This is a genomic window from Micromonospora sp. WMMD708 (assembly GCF_049315245.1).
Lineage (GTDB): Bacteria > Actinomycetota > Actinomycetes > Mycobacteriales > Micromonosporaceae > Micromonospora > Micromonospora wenchangensis.
Map to the genome: position 1 here is coordinate 5768728 of NZ_CP186060.1, position 16815 is coordinate 5785542.

The following is a 16815-nucleotide window of genomic DNA, read 5'->3' on the forward strand; positions in this document are numbered from 1 at the left end:
GCCCCGTCGCGCGGGGTCGGCGCGTGTCCGCGCATCAGCAGGGGGCGTCGGCGGCCGGGCAGAGGCGTTTCGCGGCGGTCCCGCCCAGCCCGAGCAGGTCTTGCTGGCTCATCCCGGTGTCGTCGACCTCCTCGGCGACCGTGTCCGGGGCGGGCACCACCACGGTGACCAGGTCACCGACCCGGACCACCAGGGTGGTCTCGATGCTCGCCGCCTCGCCGACCGGTCGTCCGCCGGCCTGCGCCCGGGGTTGCCCGGCCACGTGCCGCAGCAGCACCGACTGGTCACCGGCGAAGTCCCGCGCCGCCGGCTCCCAGCGGTGTTCCTGCTCGGTGGCCACCGGCTGCTGGTCGGCGGCGAGCGTGGACGCGTTGAGGGTCCACTCGGCGCAGGCGTTGAGCAGCCGGTCGATCTCGCCGAACAGCCACCGCCCCCGGGCCGGCTCGATGCGGTAGACGTCCTGGCTGAGCACGGGCGTGGCCGGCTGGCCGGCCCGGGTCGTCGGGCGGAGCAGGGTCTGCGACCGGGAGGCGCGGGACACCGACAGTTGGGCCCTGACGTCGCGTTCCCGCCCGCACGATTCGAGCAGCGGATCGATCCGGACCATCTCCCCCAGGCCGGTGTCGCCGAGCCGCTCGCCGGTCTTCGTGGGCAGGTCGGCGGGGGCCAGCAGGGCGTCGAGGGGGATCTCCGTCCGAACCGGGACCGACGCGGGGGCGGACCCGGGGGCCGCGACCGGGGCGGTGGGCGTCGCCGGCCCGGTGGGCCGCTGGCGTACCGCCACGGCGACGCCGGCCAGCACGACGAGCACCGTCGCCGCTGACAGCACCGCCGTACGACGGCTGCGGCGGCGGGCGCGGGCCCGCAGCTGCGCCGGCTCGGGCCAGCGGACCTCGCGCAGGTCCCGGTGCAGCCGGTCGACGAAGGTCAGCTCCTCACTCATCGGACCTCCTCCAGGTCGCCACCGGCGAGCAGCCCGGCGAGCGCGGCACGCCCCCGGGAGAGCCGGGCCTTGACCGTGCCCACCGGGGCGGCGGTCTCCCGGGCCACCTCGGCCACGGGCATGCCGAGCAGGTAGTAGAGGGCGAGCGCGGTGCGCTGCTCCTCGGGCAGTTGCCGCAGGGCGGCGACCACCTCCAGGGTTTCGGTGCCGGGGCCGGGCACGCTCTCGGTCGTCACCCCGTGCCGCAGGTAGGCGCGGGCCCGGCTGCGCAGGCTGCGCCACCGGCTCACCGCGATCCGGGAGGCCACCACGCGTACCCAGGCTTCCGGGTCGTCGTAGCCGCTCACCGTCGACCAACGTTGCCAGGCCCGGATGTACGCCTCCTGCACTGCGTCCTGCGCCTCGGCCAGGTTGCCGGTGAGCGCGTAGACGAACCCGAGCAGCCGTTGCCGGCTACCCCGGTAGAACTCGTCGAAGCCGTCGACGTCCGGCACCCTGGTTACCTCCCCCGTGGCGGTCAGAGGTGACACGCATGCCGCGCCCCGGTGGGTTGCGTGCTCAGCCCGTCATTCTGCCCGGTCGAGCAGGTCGGTCAGCTCGGCGAGCGGGAAGCTGCCGGCGGGGAGGCGGTCCCGGGCCAGCCGCCGGACCGCCGTCTGCACGGCGGCGTTGGCCGGCGTGGGCACGCCGAGCCGTCGGCCGAGCAGCACGATCTCGCCGTTGAGGTGGTCGACCTCGGTGGTGCCGGCCGCCCGGGTCAGGCTCTGCCAGGTGGAGCTGCCACTGCGCGGTTGCCCGTCGACCGGCCGGGTGCCGACCCGGTCCCCGCGTTCGGTGCGTTCCTCCTCGTCGGTGGGGTGGGCGATGCCCGCGGCGGCGAGCACGGCGACGCCCTCGGCCCGGACCCGGTCGAGCAGCCAGGCCGGCAGGCCAGCGCCGAACAGGGCCTGCACCCCGTTGCCGAGGTTGTTGAGCAGCTTGCCGTACTTCCACCGCATCACGTCGTCGCGGACGGGGGCGAGGAAACCGGCGGCGGTCAGGTCCGCCGCCACCGCCGCGTCGATCTCGTCGGCACCGCCCGGGTAACGACCCACGTGCAACATCCCCGGGTACGGGTGGCCGCTGGCGATCACCACGCCCGGGTCGAGGTGGGTGGCCGGCAGCCACACGCAGACCGGATGGACGTGCGCGAACAGTCGTAGCGCAGTGGGCTCGTTGGCCACCCCGTTCTGCGCGGTGAACAGGGGCAGCCGCTGTCCCGCCGTACCGCCGCCGGCGACCGGGGCGTCCGCCCAGGTGTCCAGGGCCGCCCAGGTGTGCTGCGACTTGACCGTCAGCACCAGCACGGTGTCGGCGGGCAGCGGCTCGGGCCCCGGCCCGTCGGTGGCCGGCCCCCGCCAGGTCACCGCCCGGTCGGGGGTACGCAGGGTGAGCCCGTCACGCCGGATCGCCGCCAGGTGCGGTCCGCGCGCCACCAGCGTCACGTCCCGGCCGGCCTCCCCCAGCAGTACGCCGATGGTGCCGCCGACCGCGCCCGCTCCGATGATCAGGTATCGCACCCGACCGATTCTGCCCGCATCCGCCCAGGTAGGCGACCCGACGTCGGGGTGCCACCGGTCACCCGGCCCGCTCTCGGTCAGCGCGCAGTGGCCGCCCGGTCGAAGCGGGACACCCCGCCCCGGGGTCAGAGCGGGATGCCCGCCTCGGCGAGCAACGGGCCGGCGAGCAGGACCGCGCCGACGGCGAGGGCGAACAGGTTGACCAGCCCGAAGACGACCACCCAGAGCAGCGCCGGGAAGGGCGTCAGGTGGGCCAACTGGTCGGCGTCGGACTCGGGCATCCGGCCCCGGCTGCGCAGCCGTTGCAGCTCGAAGACCGGCCGGACGCCGCCGAACAGCAGGAACCAGACCGAGGTCCAGGCGAACACGGCCTGCACCTGCGCGGTGGCGTACCAGGAGACGACGAGCACCACCCCACCGGTGACCAGCAGGGAGAGCACCCCGAAGACGTTGCGGACGAGCAGCAGCATGGCGAGCAGCAGCGCGACCGCGACCCAGAGCAGCAGGGTGATCCGGTTGCCACCGAGCAGCCAGGCGCCGCCCAGGCCGACCAGCGAGGGCGCGACGTATCCGGCGAGCAGGGTGAGGATCATGCCGGGGCCGGTGGGGCGGCCGGCGCTGAGGGTGAGGCCGGAGGTGTCCGAGTGCAGCCGGATGCCGTGCAGCCGCCGTCCGGTGAGCAGCGCCGCCAGGGCGTGACCGCCCTCGTGGGCGATGGTCACCGCGTTGCGGGCGACCCGCCAGGACGACCGGACCGCGACGACCACCAGAGCGGCTATGGCGGTGAGCACCACCAGCAGGGGCGGCGGGTCGGGTTGGGCGCTGAACAGCCGGTCCCAGAGATCGCCCAGCCCGTCGATCGACACCATGGCCGGGGAGCCTACCCGGCCGGATCGTGTCGCTCGACGGTCGTCGCCTCGTATCGTGTGAAACTGACCGGGCGGCGAGCGGAGCGGGAGGTGAGGGCCGGTGAGCGCGGCTCCCCTGGAACACCACGTCGGCCTCTGGACCGAGGCCGACTACCTCGCCATGGGCGACACCCCCAACCGGATCGAACTGCTCGACGGGAGCCTGATCGTGAGCCCTGCTCCGAGCAAGCGGCACCAGCGGGTGTCCCGCCTGCTGGCCAACAGCGTCGAGGCCGCGGCAGGTCGGCTGCTGGTGTTCGAGGCGGTGAACGTGCGGCTCGGGGTGGACCGGATCGTCATTCCCGACGTGGTGGTCGCCGACACCGACGACGAGGGCACGGTGGTCGAGGCCGGTGAGGTCGCGCTGGTCTGCGAGATCGTCTCCCCGGGCAACGCCGCCGCCGACCGTCTGGTCAAGATGCAGCTCTACGCGATCGCCGGCATCCCGTGGTACCTACTGGTCGAGCAGGACGGTGACGCCCACTCGTTGCGGCTCCACCGGCTCGACGGCACGCACTACGTGGAGGACCAGGTCGCGAAGGCCGGCGAGACGCTGACCCTGGCTGAGCCGTTCCGTTGGCAGCTCGACCCGGCCGCGCTGCGCTGAGCCGATCGGCTACCTGATACCGCCGCTGGCCTGCCCTGACCGGTTCGGATCACCAGACGTCGACCCGACCCTTGTCGATGAAAGTTTCCTTAGGCCCCCTTGCGATCAAGGGCAGGAATCTCCAAAGATTGGCGTCAATCGATTGGCGTCCCTGGAGGAATCCATGACCCGTACCAGATTCTCGTTGCGCCGGCTGTTCGCCGCCGGTCTCACCGTGGCCGCCACCGCGGCCACGGCCCTCGTCGCCACGGCCGGACCCGCGGCCGCCGCCACCACCGCCGGCGTCGACGTCTCCCACTACCAGGGCTCCATCAACTGGACCAGCGCCCGCAACGCCGGAATCGAGTTCGCCTTCATCAAGGCCACCGAGGGTACGAGCTACAAGGACCCCAACTTCAACACCAACTACGTCAACGCCTACAACGCCGGGGTGATCCGGGGCGCGTACCACTTCGCCCGGCCGAACATCTCCTCCGGCGCAACCCAGGCCAACTACCTCGCCAGCAACGGCGGGGCCTGGTCGGCGGACAGCCGCACCCTGCCGGCCGCGCTCGACGTCGAGGCCAACCCCTACAGCGGTGGCACCTGCTATGGGCTGACCACCACCGGGATGCGCAACTGGATCCAGGACTTCCTCAACACCTACCGCTCCCGCACCGGCCGGTACGCGGTCATCTACACCACCACGAGCTGGTGGAACCAGTGCACCGGCAGTTGGACGGGCCCGTGGGCCAACCACCCGCTCTGGGTGGCGCGCTGGTCGAGCTCGGTGGGCACCCTGCCCGCCGGCGCCTCGGTCTGGAGCTTCTGGCAGTACACCAGCACCGGCAGCGTCTCCGGGATCAGCGGTAACGTCGACCGCAACTACTGGAACGGCACCCGGGCCCGGCTGGTCGCGCTCGCGAACAACACCTGACCACCCCCGCAGACGGCTCGGCGGCAGCGGGACCGGTCATCACCGTACGGTCGATGGCTGGTCCGGCTGCCGCCGTCGCGGTCGTGGACCGGCGTCGGGTCAGGCGCTCTTCCGGCTGGTCAACGGCATGGTCACGGCATCCGTGGCGGTGGGCACCGCAGTCCGTCGGCTCAGTCGCCAGGCGGCGACCCCGGCGGCGGCGACCGTCACGACGGCGATCGACACGACCAGCGCGGCCACGCCGGCGCTGAGCAGCAGCAGGACGACATCGCCGAGGGCGACGAGCATCCACAGTGCCAGTCTCGGCCGGGCGTCCCTGCGTCGGTAACTCATCTCGCTACCTCCTTCCGTCGTCCCGGGTCAGATACCCCGTACGACGGAAAGTCATGCGAAACGATTTCACCCCTGGCGGGAATCCCCCGGGATCAGTTCCTCCGGTCCGGCACGAACCGGCTGGTGATCAGGGCGAAGTTGGCCAGGTTGGCGTTCCAGTCCTTCGCCGCGACCTCCCACCTGATCGCGTAGCCCCGGTTGGTGGCGGTGACGAAGCCCCGGTTGCGGACGTGGATGCGGGTGTTGTCCCGGGTCTCCAACCAGTCCCAGTCGGCGCAGGTGCGGTAGCCGCCGCACGCCGTGATGTCGAGGTACTGGTAGTTGTTGACGAGGTTGCGGCGGTTCGGTTCCTGGGCCTTCCAGTCGACGACCGCGTCCTTCTTCGGACTGGACGTCCACTGGATGAGCAGTTCCCGCACACCGTTCGGCTCGGTGATGACGACCGAGTCGGAACGGACGCTGCGCCGCCAACCCTTCGGCACCGGGACTGTGAACGTCGGCCCCTGGTACATCTCCCAGCCCTCAGGCAGCGCGTTCGGGTCGGTGGAGGGGGTGGCCGACGGCGTCGGGCTGGGCGCGGCGCTGGTCGGGGGCGGGGGTGCCGGAGCCGACGTGGGGGCGGCGGAGGACGCGGCGGCGCTCGTCGGGTCGGCGGCCTGCGGGGTGCCGTTCCCCGGGTCGTCGGAGCGGGTGAGCAGCGGCACAGCCAGTGCCAACCCCACCAGCAGCACCGCGACCAGCGCGCCGATCAGCAGGTTACGGCGCTTGTGGTCCGGTGGCGTCCCGTCGTACACCGGGACGGAGGCGACCCCGGCGGACCCGGCGGGCGGGCTGACCGGCGCGTCCAGCACGGCGGTGGGGTTGGCCGGAGCGGGCTGGTCGGCCCGGACCGGCGGGGCGATCTTGCTGGTCGGTGCGGCGTCCGCGTCGGCCGGTACGACCGTCTCGCCGGTCGACCCGGCGTCCTTGCCGGTCGCTCCGGTGCCCTTGCCTGTCGACTCCGCGTCTTTGGCTGTCGACCCGGCGTCCCTGGCGGGCGCAAGAGCGTCGACCGAATCGGCCGGGCCGGTCGGCGCGGCGTCGGCCCCGGTCGGCGGGGTGACCTTCGTGGTGGGTCCGGCGTCCACCCCGGCCGGAACCGTCGCGGTGGCGTCCGCACCCGCGGTCGCCGCCCCGGTCACGACCGTGGGCTCCGCCGCGCCACCCGTCGCGGTGCCGCTGTCCGCCGCCGCCTTGGCGGCTGCCGCCTTCGCGGCCGCGGTGCCGGTGGCGGCTCCCGCTGCGGCGGCCAGGGACGACGAGGTCTTCGCGCCGGTCCCGCCCTGCGCCGGCCGGGGCACCGGCACCACCGGGGTACGTGGCTCACGCGGACCGTTCGGCCCCGGTCGGCGTACCCCGTCGAGCAGGGAGATGCCCCTGGCCCGCTTGCCGGCGGCCCGGCGCAGCATGCGCTCGGCGACCTCGGCGGTGATCCGCTCGGCCGGGTCCTTGCGGAGCAGACCGGTCAGCACCGGCTTCAACGGGCCGGCGTTCCTGGCCGGCGGCAGTGGCTCGGTGGCCAGCGCGGCCAGGGTGCCGATCGCCGACGGCCGGGCGTACGGCGACTTGCCCTCCACCGCCGCGTAGAGCGTCGCCCCCAACGACCAGAGGTCCGCCTCCGGCCCGGCGGTGCCGTCCCGGGCCCGCTCCGGCGCGATGTACGCCGGTGAACCGAGCACCATGCCGGTACGGGTGACGTTCGGGTCGCCGGGGATGGTGGCCAGTCCGAAATCGGTCAGCACCACCCGGCCGTCGGTGCCGAGCAGCACGTTGCCCGGCTTGACGTCCCGGTGCATGACACCGGCCTTGTGGGCGGCCTTCAACGCGCCGAGCACGCCCAGGCCGATCTCCACCGCGCGGGCCGGCGGCACCGGGCCGTCCTCGGCGAGGGTGTCCTGCAACGACTTCGACGCCACGTACTCCATGACGATCCACGGGTCGCCGTCGGTGCGCAGCACGTCGAAGATGCGGACCACGTTGACGTGGTTGAGCCGGGCGATCGCCCGAGCCTCACGCAACGACCGCTCACGCATCTCGCGGCGCTCGTCGTCGGTCAGGCTGGGCGGCGGAACGAGTTCCTTGATGGCGACGTCCCGGTGCAGCACCTCGTCGCGGGCCTTCCAGACCCGGCCCATGCCGCCCTGACCGAGCGGCGAGAGCAGCCGGTACCGGTCAGCGACGAGTTGGGAAGGTACGTCAGACATCGGTGAGACGGTACCCGGCCCCACCAACGCGTACACCGCCGGCACGCCACTGTGCGACGTGGGTCAACTTGTCGACGCGTACCCTGGCGGCATGTCTGCCGAAGAGCCGCTGTTCCGGGTCGTCCGGGGGGTCCCGACCGCCGAGGAACTGGCCGCGCTGGTGGGTGCGATCGCGCTCCGTTCCCGGCCGGCCGACCCGCCTGGGCCGGTGGCGAGATCCGCGTGGGCGCGCAGCGCCCGCCCGGCCGGCGCGGCCGCCGCGCCCGGGCACGGTGCCTGGCGCGCCTCCGGCCTGCCCCGCTGACGCTCACCCCCGCTGAGCGGCTCGGGTACGCGCAGCCGGAACCCGGCTCTGACGGGGCTGCCGAGATCGACGCGTTGCCACTAATCTCACTCTGGGAGATGGCGTCGTGACGTTCGGGAGGGCCAGTGATCCCAGAGGAGGGCCGCCCGGCTTCCGGGGTGGGTGACTACAGTGGCATCGAAGCCGACATCCGGCAGATGCGGGAGTTCGCCGACCGGCTCCAGGACGAGGTCGACCGGAACTACGCGCCGCACCTGCGGTACATCGCCGACGACATGACCGCCGCCGTGCCCAATCCGTGCGACGCCTTCATCGAGCTGGTGCACTTCCTCCAGGCGCACTGGGAGACCCAGCAGGCCACCTCCGACCTGGTGCACGGGCTCGCCGGCAACACCGGCCGGCTGGCCGCCGCAGCGCACCGGATCGCCACCGACTACCAGGGCTCCGACGCGTTCGCCGACGCCCGGGTGGCCGACGTCGAACGCGCCCTGCACAACCCGCAGATCGCCGCGTCCGCCCTGCTCACCGACCGTTCCTCGTGGACGGCCCCCGAACCCAACAGTTCCGAGAACCCGGGCCCGGTGGTGCTGCCGTGATCGAACGGGGCAGCGGCCGGACGTCCGGCCTCACCGACTGGCAACTGATGGACGTGCTCAGCATGTGGGCGTGCCTCCAGGATCAGGAGACGCCGGGGCACTGGAAGCACGTCGCCGGCTGGCGCAAGGTCTGTGAACTCGCCCAGAACCACCTGCGGCAACTCCGGCAGTACCGCGCCGGCCTCGCCGAGGCGTGGCCGCCGGCCACGAACGCCGCCGCCAGGACGTACCTCGGGGAACTCGACGATCTGATCAGCAAGGTGCAGCGCACCCACGACACGGCGGCTGCCAACCACGACGCCCTCGCCGCCGTCGCCCGCGCCATCGACAGCACCAGACCGGAACTCAAGCGGATACGCGACGACTACGCCGAGAAGCTCGCCCGCAAGCGCGGGTACGAAGCGACGTTGGCCGACCCCAGGGCGGCGGCGGGCAGCCGGGTGGTGGACCCGCCGGTGACCGACGCGGACCTGGAACGGCTCAACGTGCAGGCACGGGGGTTGATGTTCGGGCTCAGCGGCGAACTCCAACAAGCCCAAGCCATGCTCCAAAAGCCCCCTGTTGCACCTAGACCGGGCCCTCGCATCGAACAAACCGGCTCTGACCCTTACGGTAGCCAGGCTCCAACCATTCCACCGATCATGCCCTTTCCGATTGCAGCTTCGCCGAATTCGAATCAGCAATCGAAGGAGCTTAGATCGCTTCAAACGACAAAGCCCGCAACAGTTGGACCAATCATCGGTGATGGACCGATCCTCGGAGGTACAGGGCCAAGCTCACCGCCATCCACAATCACCCCCGCGCCAAATACGCCGTCGACATCCGATGCCGGCATGAGAATACCGCCCATCCCCCCGCCAACACCCATTACGCGAGCACCCAACCCATCAAATCGAACCAGCTTCTGGAATAGCAGCGGGGTCGACGCTCCCCCAAAAGGAGGGTCTATACACCCAGCTACACCTAGTGGGTCAATAGGCGGAGCGCCGGGCCTCGGAGTCGGACAACCCGGAGAAACCCCAACTCGAAGGGTCAACCCTATCGGGGGAGTAATCGGCGGAGGGGCTGCCGGCACTGCACCGTCTGGAGCCGCTGGATCTCGGCCTGGAACTGGACGCACTTTAAATGGCCTGTCACCAATAGGCGGTGCACCTGTGGCGGGATCCGCATCGAGGATAGGGGACGGCATCAGGAACCTCCACAATCCGGAGAAGAGGCGGTGGGATCCCGACCACCCGTGGGACATGGACCGTGGAGTCACGCCTATCATGCTCCCACCCGAAGATGATGGGCCAATTGATCCTGGGCCTGCAATCGGCTTTCCCCGGTGAACCGAGCCCTAAGAGCAGCGAGACGTCTCTCTAGACTCACAACCATCTCACTAACCTTCGTTGCCCTAGTATCACCTTCGGTGCTCGTCGAGAACACCCCGAACACCAACGGTTCAGAACGCGTGCGCAGCGACCAATGGCACCTAAACTATCTTCGAGCGCAAGATGCCCATGCGCTGAATCGCGGCAAAGGCGTAGTCGTGGCAGTTCCCGACACAGGAGTCGATCCACACATCGATCTACGCGGCAATCTTCTCTCAGGATTGGATATCATACCGGGGGGCCGCGGGGATGGCCAAAAAGACAGCAATGGCCACGGCACATGCATGGCAGGGCTCATCGCCGCCCACGGGAGAGCGAGAAGCATCGGAGCGCTGGGCATAGCACCGGAGGCCAAGATACTGCCAATTCTTGACACTCCAGCAAATGGCCTTGGCGAACCAGATGATCTAGCCAAAAGCATTGATTACGCCACGCGGAATGGCGTCGACGTAATTAGCATATCGGCTGTTAGCTCGCCTACCGAGAAACTGCAACGCGCGATTTCCGCCGCCACGGCCGCGGACATCGTGATAGTTGCAGGGGTCGGAAACACCCCTCGCGATAGCCGCGTTAGCTATCCAGCCTCCGCAGAGGGAGTGCTAGCAGTCGGCGGAATCGATCGCAGCGGAGAGCACGCAAAGGTATCAGTGACTGGACCCGAGTTGGACTTGGTCGCACCAGCGGTTGACATCTACTGCACCAGCATCAACGGCAGGTACCGCAAGGGGACCGGGACGTCCGATGCCACCGCCATTGTGGCCGGGGCGGCGGCGTTGGTCCGGTCGAAGTACCCCTACCTCCCCGCCGCCGAGGTCGTCCACCGGCTCACCGCGACCGCTGTCGACAAGGGTCCGCCCGGCCGGGACGACGAGTACGGCTACGGCGTCATCGACCTGGTGGCCGCGCTCACCGCCGACGTACCGCCGCTTGGTTTCGAGGGCACCACGGTGACCCCGCCGAGCGGTGCGACGAGTGCCGCCGCGCAGCCTGCCGGCACTGACGGCGACGGCGGTGCCACCGTGCGGGGGTGGGTCACGTTGGGGGTGATCGTGGCAGCCGGCGGTGGATTCCTGATGTGGCGTCGGCGTCGGCGTCGATGTGCCGGCGACCCGCCGCCGAGAATCAGCCGGTAGCGTCGGCCCCGTGTCGAACTCCCTGCCGCTCCGTCTCGTGCTCGCCTCGCAGAGCCCCGCCCGCCGCAAGTTACTCCAGGCTGCCGGGATCGAACCCGACGTGCTGGTCAGCGGCGTCGACGAATCCCTGGTGGTCGCGGAACGGGCCGAGGATCTGTGCCTGGAGTTGGCCCGGCGCAAGGCGCAGGCCGTCGCCGACCGGCTGCGTTCCACTCCGGACGCACGGACGCTCGTGTTGGGTTGTGACTCGGTGCTCGCGTTCGACGGTGAGATCCTCGGCAAGCCGGCGGACGCGGCCGACGCGACCCGCCGTTGGGAGCGGATGCGCGGACGCAGCGGGGTGCTGCACACCGGCCACCACCTGGTCGACGTGGGGCACGAATCGCGGGTCGGGGCGGTGGCCTCGACGGTCGTTCACTTCGCCGACGTCACCGATGCGGAGATCGCGGCGTACGTGGCCACGGGCGAGCCGTTGGCGGTGGCCGGCGCGTTCACCATCGACGGGTTGGGTGGGGCGTTCCTGACCGGGATCGAGGGTGACGCGGGCACGGTGGTCGGGCTGTCGTTGCCGCTGCTCCGTCGTCTCCTGCACGATCTGGGGCTGAGCATCACGGACCTGTGGTCGAAGGTCGCGCCGGGAGCCCAGGAGGTCGAGCCGCTCGGCTAACGTCCGGTCATGACCACGAAGCCGTTGCCGCTGACGCCGGAACTACAGGCCTACATCGTCGCCCACGGTTCTCCGCCGGACGAGATCATCCGTGACCTGGCGGAGGAGACGCGGGCGGTGCTGCCGGCGCACGCCGAGATGCAGGTGGCACCGGAGCAGGCGGCGTTCCTCACCTTCCTGACCCGGTTGCTGGGCGTACGGCAGGCCGTCGAGGTGGGCACGTTCACCGGGCTGTCGTCGCTGGCGATCGCCCGGGGGATGCCCGAGGACGGCCGGTTGACCTGCTTCGACATCTCGGAGGAGTTCACCGGCATCGCGCGGTCGTACTGGCAGCGGGCGGGGGTGGCCGACCGGATCGAGCTGCGGATCGGCCCGGCCGCCGAGACGCTGCGGGAGTTGCCGCACGAGCGGCACCTGGACTTCGCCTTCATCGACGCCGACAAGGTCGGCTATCCGGTGTACTGGGCGGAGCTGGTGCCCCGGATGCGGGCCGGCGGGGTGATCGCGGTCGACAACACGCTGCGCGCCGGCCGGGTGCTCGCCCCGCGCGACGAGGCCGACCGGGCGATCGCCGCCTTCAACGACGAGGTGCTTGCCGACGTACGCGTCGACGCGGTGCTGCTGCCCCTCGCCGACGGCGTCACCCTCGCCCGGGTGCGTTGACCGGCCGGTCAGGGGAGCCCGGCACGATCGACTCCCCTGGGCCGATGTTGCGGTGTCCACCTAGCACCGATACCGCTACGTCGGCGACATAAAGTCGATCACCTCCCCGGAACGGGGCACCGGTCCGACGCGACGGGCGCGTGACCGGGCCCCGTCCGGGGCGGGGACACGTCAGCGGACGCTGCGGGCGAACTGGCGGGCGGCCCAGAAGACGCCGGCGGCGGCGAGCACCGCGATGATGGCCAGCCCCTGCCACACCTTGTCGTTGGCGAGGTCACCGGCGAACAGCGCCCGGGTGCCGTCGACCGCCCAGGAGAACGGGTTCCACTCGGCGACCCCCTGGAGCCAGCCGGGGGCGAAGGTGAGCGGCAGCAGGATGCCGGAGAGCAGCAGCACCGGCTGGGCCACGGTGTTCATCAGCGGGGCGAGCGCGTCCTCGCTCTTGACCTTGAGCGCGACGCCGTACGAGACGGCCGAGGTCATCAGCGCGATCAGGGCCAGCATCAGGTACGCCAGCAGCAGGTCCCCGATGAAGACCCGCAGGTCGAACAGGAGCGCCAGCAGGGTGATGATGACCGCCTGCACGATCAGCGAGACGACGTCACGCAGGGAGCGGCCGAGCAGCAGGGCGAGCCGGCTGATCGGGGTGACCCGGGACCGCTCGATGACCCCGGCACGCAACTCGGCGATCAGGCCGAAGCCCTGGAACAGCCCGCCGAAGATGGCGAGCAGCACCAGCAGGCCGGGTACGAAGATCTTGTACGCGGCGGCCTGGGTGGGCGCGTTCAGCGCCGGCTTGAGCAGCGGGGCGAAGAGCAGCAGGTACATCACCGGCTGGAACACTCCGACGAAGACCCAGACCGGGTTGCGCAGCAGCAGTTGAAGTTGGCGTTGGAAGATCAGCCAGGTGTCGCGGGCGAATTTCATCCGTGGTCTCCGGTGTCTCAGGACTCGCGCAGCGAGCGGCCGGTCTTGGTGAGGAAGACGTCGTCGAGGCTGGGGCGGTGCAGCTCGATGGAGCTCATGACCAGCCCGGCGTGGTCGAGCCGGCGCAGGACCTGCGGGATGGCGGTGGCACCGTCGTCGACGTAGAGGCGCAGCCCGCCCTCGTCGACGGTCTCCAGCTTGTTGAGGTAGTCCTCGCCGTCGAGGAGTTGGGCGGCCTGCGGGGTGCTCGTCACGTCCAGGCCGACCAGCACCACGTCGCCGGAGATCTCCCGCTTCAGCTCGGCCGGGGTGCCCTCGGCGACCACCTCGCCGTGGTCCATGATCGCGATCCGGTCGCAGAGCGCGTCGGCCTCGTCGAGGTAGTGCGTGGTGATGAAGACGGTCATCCCCTCGGTGCGCAGCCGGCGGATCTCGTCCCACATGTGCGCGCGGCTCTGCGGGTCGAGGCCGGTGGTCGGCTCGTCGAGGAAGACGATCTTCGGCTCGTGGATGATGCCGAGGGCGATCTCCACCCGTCGCCGCTGGCCGCCCGAGTAGGTCTTGCACTTGCGGTCCGCGTACTCGGTGAGCTGGAAGGCCTCCAGGGCGCGGACGGCGCGGCGGTGCGCGTCGGCCTTGCCGATGCCGTACATCCGGGCGTGCAGGACGAGTTCCTCGCGGGCGGTGCACTCGTCCCAGGTGCTGCCGCCCTGGGCGACGTAGCCGATCCGGCGGCGTACCTCGGCCGGGTCCTTGCGCAGGTCGGCACCGGCGATGGTGGCCTCGCCGCCGTCCGGCTCGATCAGCGTGGCGAGCATCCGCAGGGTGGTGGTCTTGCCGGCGCCGTTGGGGCCGAGGAAGCCGAAGATCTCTCCCGCCGGGACCTGGAGGTTCACCCCCCGGACGGCATCGACCGTTTTCGTCTCCCGACCCTGCCGGGAGCGGAACGACTTCCGCAGCCCTCTGGTCTCGATCATCTCTGCTCCTGGTCGTCCGGGCCGGGTGGTGCCGGCCGTCGTCTGCCCCCGTGACGCCATGCGGCGCGCTCCCGCCAACGGGCCGGAAGCAGGCTAACGCGATATAACTCTTGTAGTCAACGTTGATTATTGCTTTTCCCGGGCAGTGAAGCGCCGTCGGTCGTGTCGCCCTGCGGAGCGCCATCGGTCCAGCCGGGCCACACGTCCGCCCCCGTCAGCCCAGCAGGCAGGTACGACACCCCGGAGTCGATCCGCTCGGCGATCCGCCCGCACCAGGCCATCTCCGCCTCGGACCGGGCCAACCACAGCTCGAACATCCAGGTCACGTGCACCGGTTTGCTGTTGCGCACCCAGTCGGAGTCCAACGAGGCACGCATCGCCTCGACACCGGCACGCAGCAGATTCGCCCGGTTGCGCAGCGCCGCCGCCGCCTCCTCGCGGGGCATCGCCGGCAGGAACGAGAAGGCCGACGCGAACGGGTCCGGCACCTCGTGCAACTGCCACCACTGCGCCCGCAGCAACGTCTCGAACTCCTCGTCCCCCTTGGGCGTCACCTCGTACGTGGTGCGCGCCGGACGGGCGCCGACCTGCTCGGTGGCGACCGTCCGCAACAGGTCCTCCTCGGTCAGCTTGCGCAACGCGTGGTAGATCGAGCCGGGCTGCACGTTCGCCCACTTGTCGGCACCCCAGCTCAACAGCTCGCGGCGCACGTCGTAGCCGTGCACGGGCTGCATCCACCGGACCAGCCCCAGGATCATCAACCGAGTCGCAGACACCACACAAGCGTAATAACCAAGTTTGACTAGTCGACGGGCCCACAGTGCGACATCCCACACTGAGTGATCGTTAGGGGGCCTCCGGGCTGCCGATACACTCCCGAGGCAACGACCCCGGGAGGAGCACCAGGTGCGCAAGGTACTCATCGCGAACCGTGGCGAGATCGCCGTCCGTGTCATCCGGGCCTGTCGCGACGCCGGTCTGGGCAGCGTCGCCGTCTACGCCGACTCCGACCGGGACGCCCTGCACGCCACCCTCGCCGACGAGGCGTACGCCCTCGGTGGCGACACCGCCGCCGACAGCTACCTGCGCATCGACAAGCTGATCGAGGTGGCCCGGCGGGCCGGCGCGGACGCCGTACACCCGGGTTACGGCTTCCTCTCCGAGAACGCCGACTTCGCCCAGGCCGTGCTGGACGCGGGCCTGACCTGGATCGGCCCGACCCCGCAGGCGATCCGCGACCTCGGTGACAAGGTCACCGCCCGGCACATCGCCCAGCGGGCCGGCGCGCCTCTGGTCCCCGGCACCGCCGACCCGGTCGCCGACGCCGACGAGGTGACCGCCTTCGCCGTCGAGCACGGCCTGCCGGTCGCCATCAAGGCCGCCTTCGGCGGGGGCGGGCGGGGGCTCAAGGTGGCCCGCACCCTGGAGGAGATCCCGCACCTGTTCGAGTCGGCCACCCGGGAGGCGGTCGCCGCGTTCGGTCGCGGCGAGTGCTTCGTCGAGCGCTACCTCGACCAGCCCCGGCACGTCGAGGCACAGGTCCTGGCCGACCGGCACGGCAACGTGGTCGTCGTCGGCACCCGGGACTGCTCCCTGCAACGACGGCACCAGAAGCTGGTCGAGGAGGCCCCCGCGCCGTTCCTCACCGACGCGCAGCGCCGCCAGATCCACGACAGCGCCAAAGCGATCTGCCGGGAGGCCGGCTACCACGGCGCGGGCACGGTGGAATACCTGGTCGGCGCGGACGGCACCATCTCCTTCCTGGAGGTCAACACCCGGCTCCAGGTGGAACACCCGGTCACCGAGGAGACCGCCGGCGTGGACCTGGTCCGCGAGCAGTTCCGGATCGCCGACGGCGAGAAGCTGCGGCTCACCGCGGACCCGACCCCGCGCGGGCACGCCATCGAGTTCCGGATCAACGGCGAGGACCCGGGCCGCAACTTCCTGCCCGCCCCCGGCACCATCACCGCGCTGCGCCTGCCCACCGGCCCCGGCGTCCGGGTCGACACCGGGGTGGGCGCGGGCGACGTGATCGGCGGCAACTTCGACTCGCTGCTGGCCAAGGTGATCGTCACCGGCGAGACCCGCGCCGAGGCGATCGAGCGGGCCCGCCGGGTGCTCGACGAGATGGTCGTCGAGGGGATGGCCACCGCGCTGCCGTTCCACCGCCTCGTCGTCCGCGACCCGGCGTTCACCAGCGAGCCGTTCACCGTGCACACCCGGTGGATCGAGACCGAGTTCGACAACACCGTCCCGGCGTTCACCCCGACCGCCGGCCCCGCCGAGGCGGCGGCGGCGCGCGAGACCGTCGTGGTCGAGGTGGGTGGCAAGCGGCTGGAGGTCACCCTCCCCGCCGGCCTCACCGGGGGTACGACCACCGCCCCCACCGCCGCCCGCCGGCCGGCCCGCCGGGGTGGCGGCACCGGCACGGGTACGGCGGTCAGCGGCGACGCGCTCACCTCCCCCATGCAGGGCACCATCGTCAAGATCGCCGTCGCGGACGGGGACACCGTCGCCGAGGGGGACCTGGTCGTCGTCCTGGAGGCGATGAAGATGGAACAGCCGTTGCACGCCCACAAGGCGGGCACGGTCGCCGGGCTCGCCGCCGAGGTCGGTGCGGTGCTCACCGCCGGCGCGGCGATCTGCACCATCTCCTGAGCCGTACG

Annotated in this window: 17 protein-coding genes; 8 read left to right on the top strand and 9 right to left on the bottom strand. The window is 71.1% G+C overall.

The features are described from left to right. Positions 1 to 34: 34 nt before the first annotated feature. The 4 genes from ACN260_RS25320 to ACN260_RS25335 all read right to left on the bottom strand — a co-directional run bounded on the left by ACN260_RS25320 (position 35) and on the right by ACN260_RS25335 (position 3371). Positions 35 to 943: a hypothetical protein gene (locus ACN260_RS25320; protein ID WP_422753376.1), complete on the bottom strand. Its 909-nt coding sequence runs from the start codon at positions 941 to 943 to the stop codon at positions 35 to 37. Then, positions 940 to 1437 carry a SigE family RNA polymerase sigma factor gene (locus ACN260_RS25325; RefSeq protein ID WP_145917901.1) on the bottom strand — a complete coding sequence of 166 codons (498 nt, stop codon included), beginning with the start codon at positions 1435 to 1437 and terminating at the stop codon, positions 940 to 942. Before ACN260_RS25325 ends, ACN260_RS25320 begins: the two co-directional genes overlap by 4 nt. A gap of 72 nt (positions 1438 to 1509) precedes the next feature. Further along, entirely contained in the window at positions 1510 to 2502 is a 993-nt protein-coding gene (locus ACN260_RS25330; RefSeq protein ID WP_422753377.1) for a ketopantoate reductase family protein, read from the bottom strand. Between the two features lie 125 nt (positions 2503 to 2627). Next, positions 2628 to 3371: a M50 family metallopeptidase gene (locus ACN260_RS25335; RefSeq protein ID WP_422753378.1), complete on the bottom strand. Its 744-nt coding sequence runs from the start codon at positions 3369 to 3371 to the stop codon at positions 2628 to 2630. Between the two features lie 100 nt (positions 3372 to 3471). On the opposite strand from ACN260_RS25335, the gene ACN260_RS25340 reads away from it, so the two are divergent. Both ACN260_RS25340 and ACN260_RS25345 read left to right on the top strand, forming a co-directional pair. Continuing rightward, a complete protein-coding gene (locus tag ACN260_RS25340) occupies positions 3472 to 4017 on the top strand; it encodes a Uma2 family endonuclease (protein ID WP_422753379.1) in 546 nt (181 codons plus the stop codon). Positions 4018 to 4180: 163 nt separating this feature from the next. Continuing rightward, complete coding sequence (locus tag ACN260_RS25345; RefSeq protein WP_422753380.1) at positions 4181 to 4933, top strand: GH25 family lysozyme; 753 nt, start codon at positions 4181 to 4183, stop codon at positions 4931 to 4933. Between the two features lie 99 nt (positions 4934 to 5032). Here ACN260_RS25345 and ACN260_RS25350 read toward each other — a convergent pair whose 3' ends face one another. Continuing rightward, the gene (locus tag ACN260_RS25350; protein ID WP_422753381.1) at positions 5033 to 5266 is read right to left on the bottom strand and encodes a hypothetical protein; all 234 of its coding nucleotides are present in this window, start codon (positions 5264 to 5266) and stop codon (positions 5033 to 5035) included. A 92-nt stretch (positions 5267 to 5358) separates the two neighbouring features. Beyond that, positions 5359 to 7509, bottom strand: a complete 2151-nt coding sequence (locus ACN260_RS25355; protein ID WP_422753382.1) for a protein kinase domain-containing protein — start codon at positions 7507 to 7509, stop codon at positions 5359 to 5361. Between the two features lie 91 nt (positions 7510 to 7600). On the opposite strand from ACN260_RS25355, the gene ACN260_RS25360 reads away from it, so the two are divergent. The 5 genes from ACN260_RS25360 to ACN260_RS25380 all read left to right on the top strand — a co-directional run bounded on the left by ACN260_RS25360 (position 7601) and on the right by ACN260_RS25380 (position 12245). After that, entirely contained in the window at positions 7601 to 7813 is a 213-nt protein-coding gene (locus ACN260_RS25360) for an acyl-CoA carboxylase subunit epsilon (protein WP_422753383.1), read from the top strand. 125 nt (positions 7814 to 7938) lie between these two features. Then, positions 7939 to 8409 carry a hypothetical protein gene (locus ACN260_RS25365; RefSeq protein ID WP_422753384.1) on the top strand — a complete coding sequence of 157 codons (471 nt, stop codon included), beginning with the start codon at positions 7939 to 7941 and terminating at the stop codon, positions 8407 to 8409. A gap of 1411 nt (positions 8410 to 9820) precedes the next feature. Beyond that, on the top strand, positions 9821 to 10915 hold the full coding sequence (locus ACN260_RS25370) for a S8 family serine peptidase (protein ID WP_422753385.1): 1095 nt from the start codon (positions 9821 to 9823) through the stop codon (positions 10913 to 10915). Between the two features lie 10 nt (positions 10916 to 10925). Continuing rightward, the gene (locus ACN260_RS25375) at positions 10926 to 11582 is read left to right on the top strand and encodes a Maf family protein (RefSeq protein ID WP_422753386.1); all 657 of its coding nucleotides are present in this window, start codon (positions 10926 to 10928) and stop codon (positions 11580 to 11582) included. Between the two features lie 9 nt (positions 11583 to 11591). Then, the gene (locus ACN260_RS25380; RefSeq protein WP_422753387.1) at positions 11592 to 12245 is read left to right on the top strand and encodes an O-methyltransferase; all 654 of its coding nucleotides are present in this window, start codon (positions 11592 to 11594) and stop codon (positions 12243 to 12245) included. A gap of 171 nt (positions 12246 to 12416) precedes the next feature. Here the strand turns inward: ACN260_RS25380 and ACN260_RS25385 are convergent, their stop codons facing one another. From ACN260_RS25385 to ACN260_RS25395, 3 genes are all read right to left on the bottom strand, one after another. After that, on the bottom strand, positions 12417 to 13172 hold the full coding sequence (locus ACN260_RS25385; RefSeq protein WP_145917889.1) for an ABC transporter permease: 756 nt from the start codon (positions 13170 to 13172) through the stop codon (positions 12417 to 12419). A gap of 17 nt (positions 13173 to 13189) precedes the next feature. Beyond that, complete coding sequence (locus tag ACN260_RS25390; protein ID WP_422753388.1) at positions 13190 to 14149, bottom strand: ATP-binding cassette domain-containing protein; 960 nt, start codon at positions 14147 to 14149, stop codon at positions 13190 to 13192. A gap of 116 nt (positions 14150 to 14265) precedes the next feature. Next, positions 14266 to 14910, bottom strand: a complete 645-nt coding sequence (locus ACN260_RS25395; RefSeq protein ID WP_422756824.1) for a PadR family transcriptional regulator — start codon at positions 14908 to 14910, stop codon at positions 14266 to 14268. Positions 14911 to 15055: 145 nt separating this feature from the next. Here ACN260_RS25395 and ACN260_RS25400 point away from each other — a divergent pair, with 145 nt between their 5' ends. After that, positions 15056 to 16807 (top strand): acetyl/propionyl/methylcrotonyl-CoA carboxylase subunit alpha, encoded by a 1752-nt coding sequence (locus ACN260_RS25400; RefSeq protein WP_421485498.1) that lies wholly within the window; start codon positions 15056 to 15058, stop codon positions 16805 to 16807. Positions 16808 to 16815: the final 8 nt, after the last annotated feature.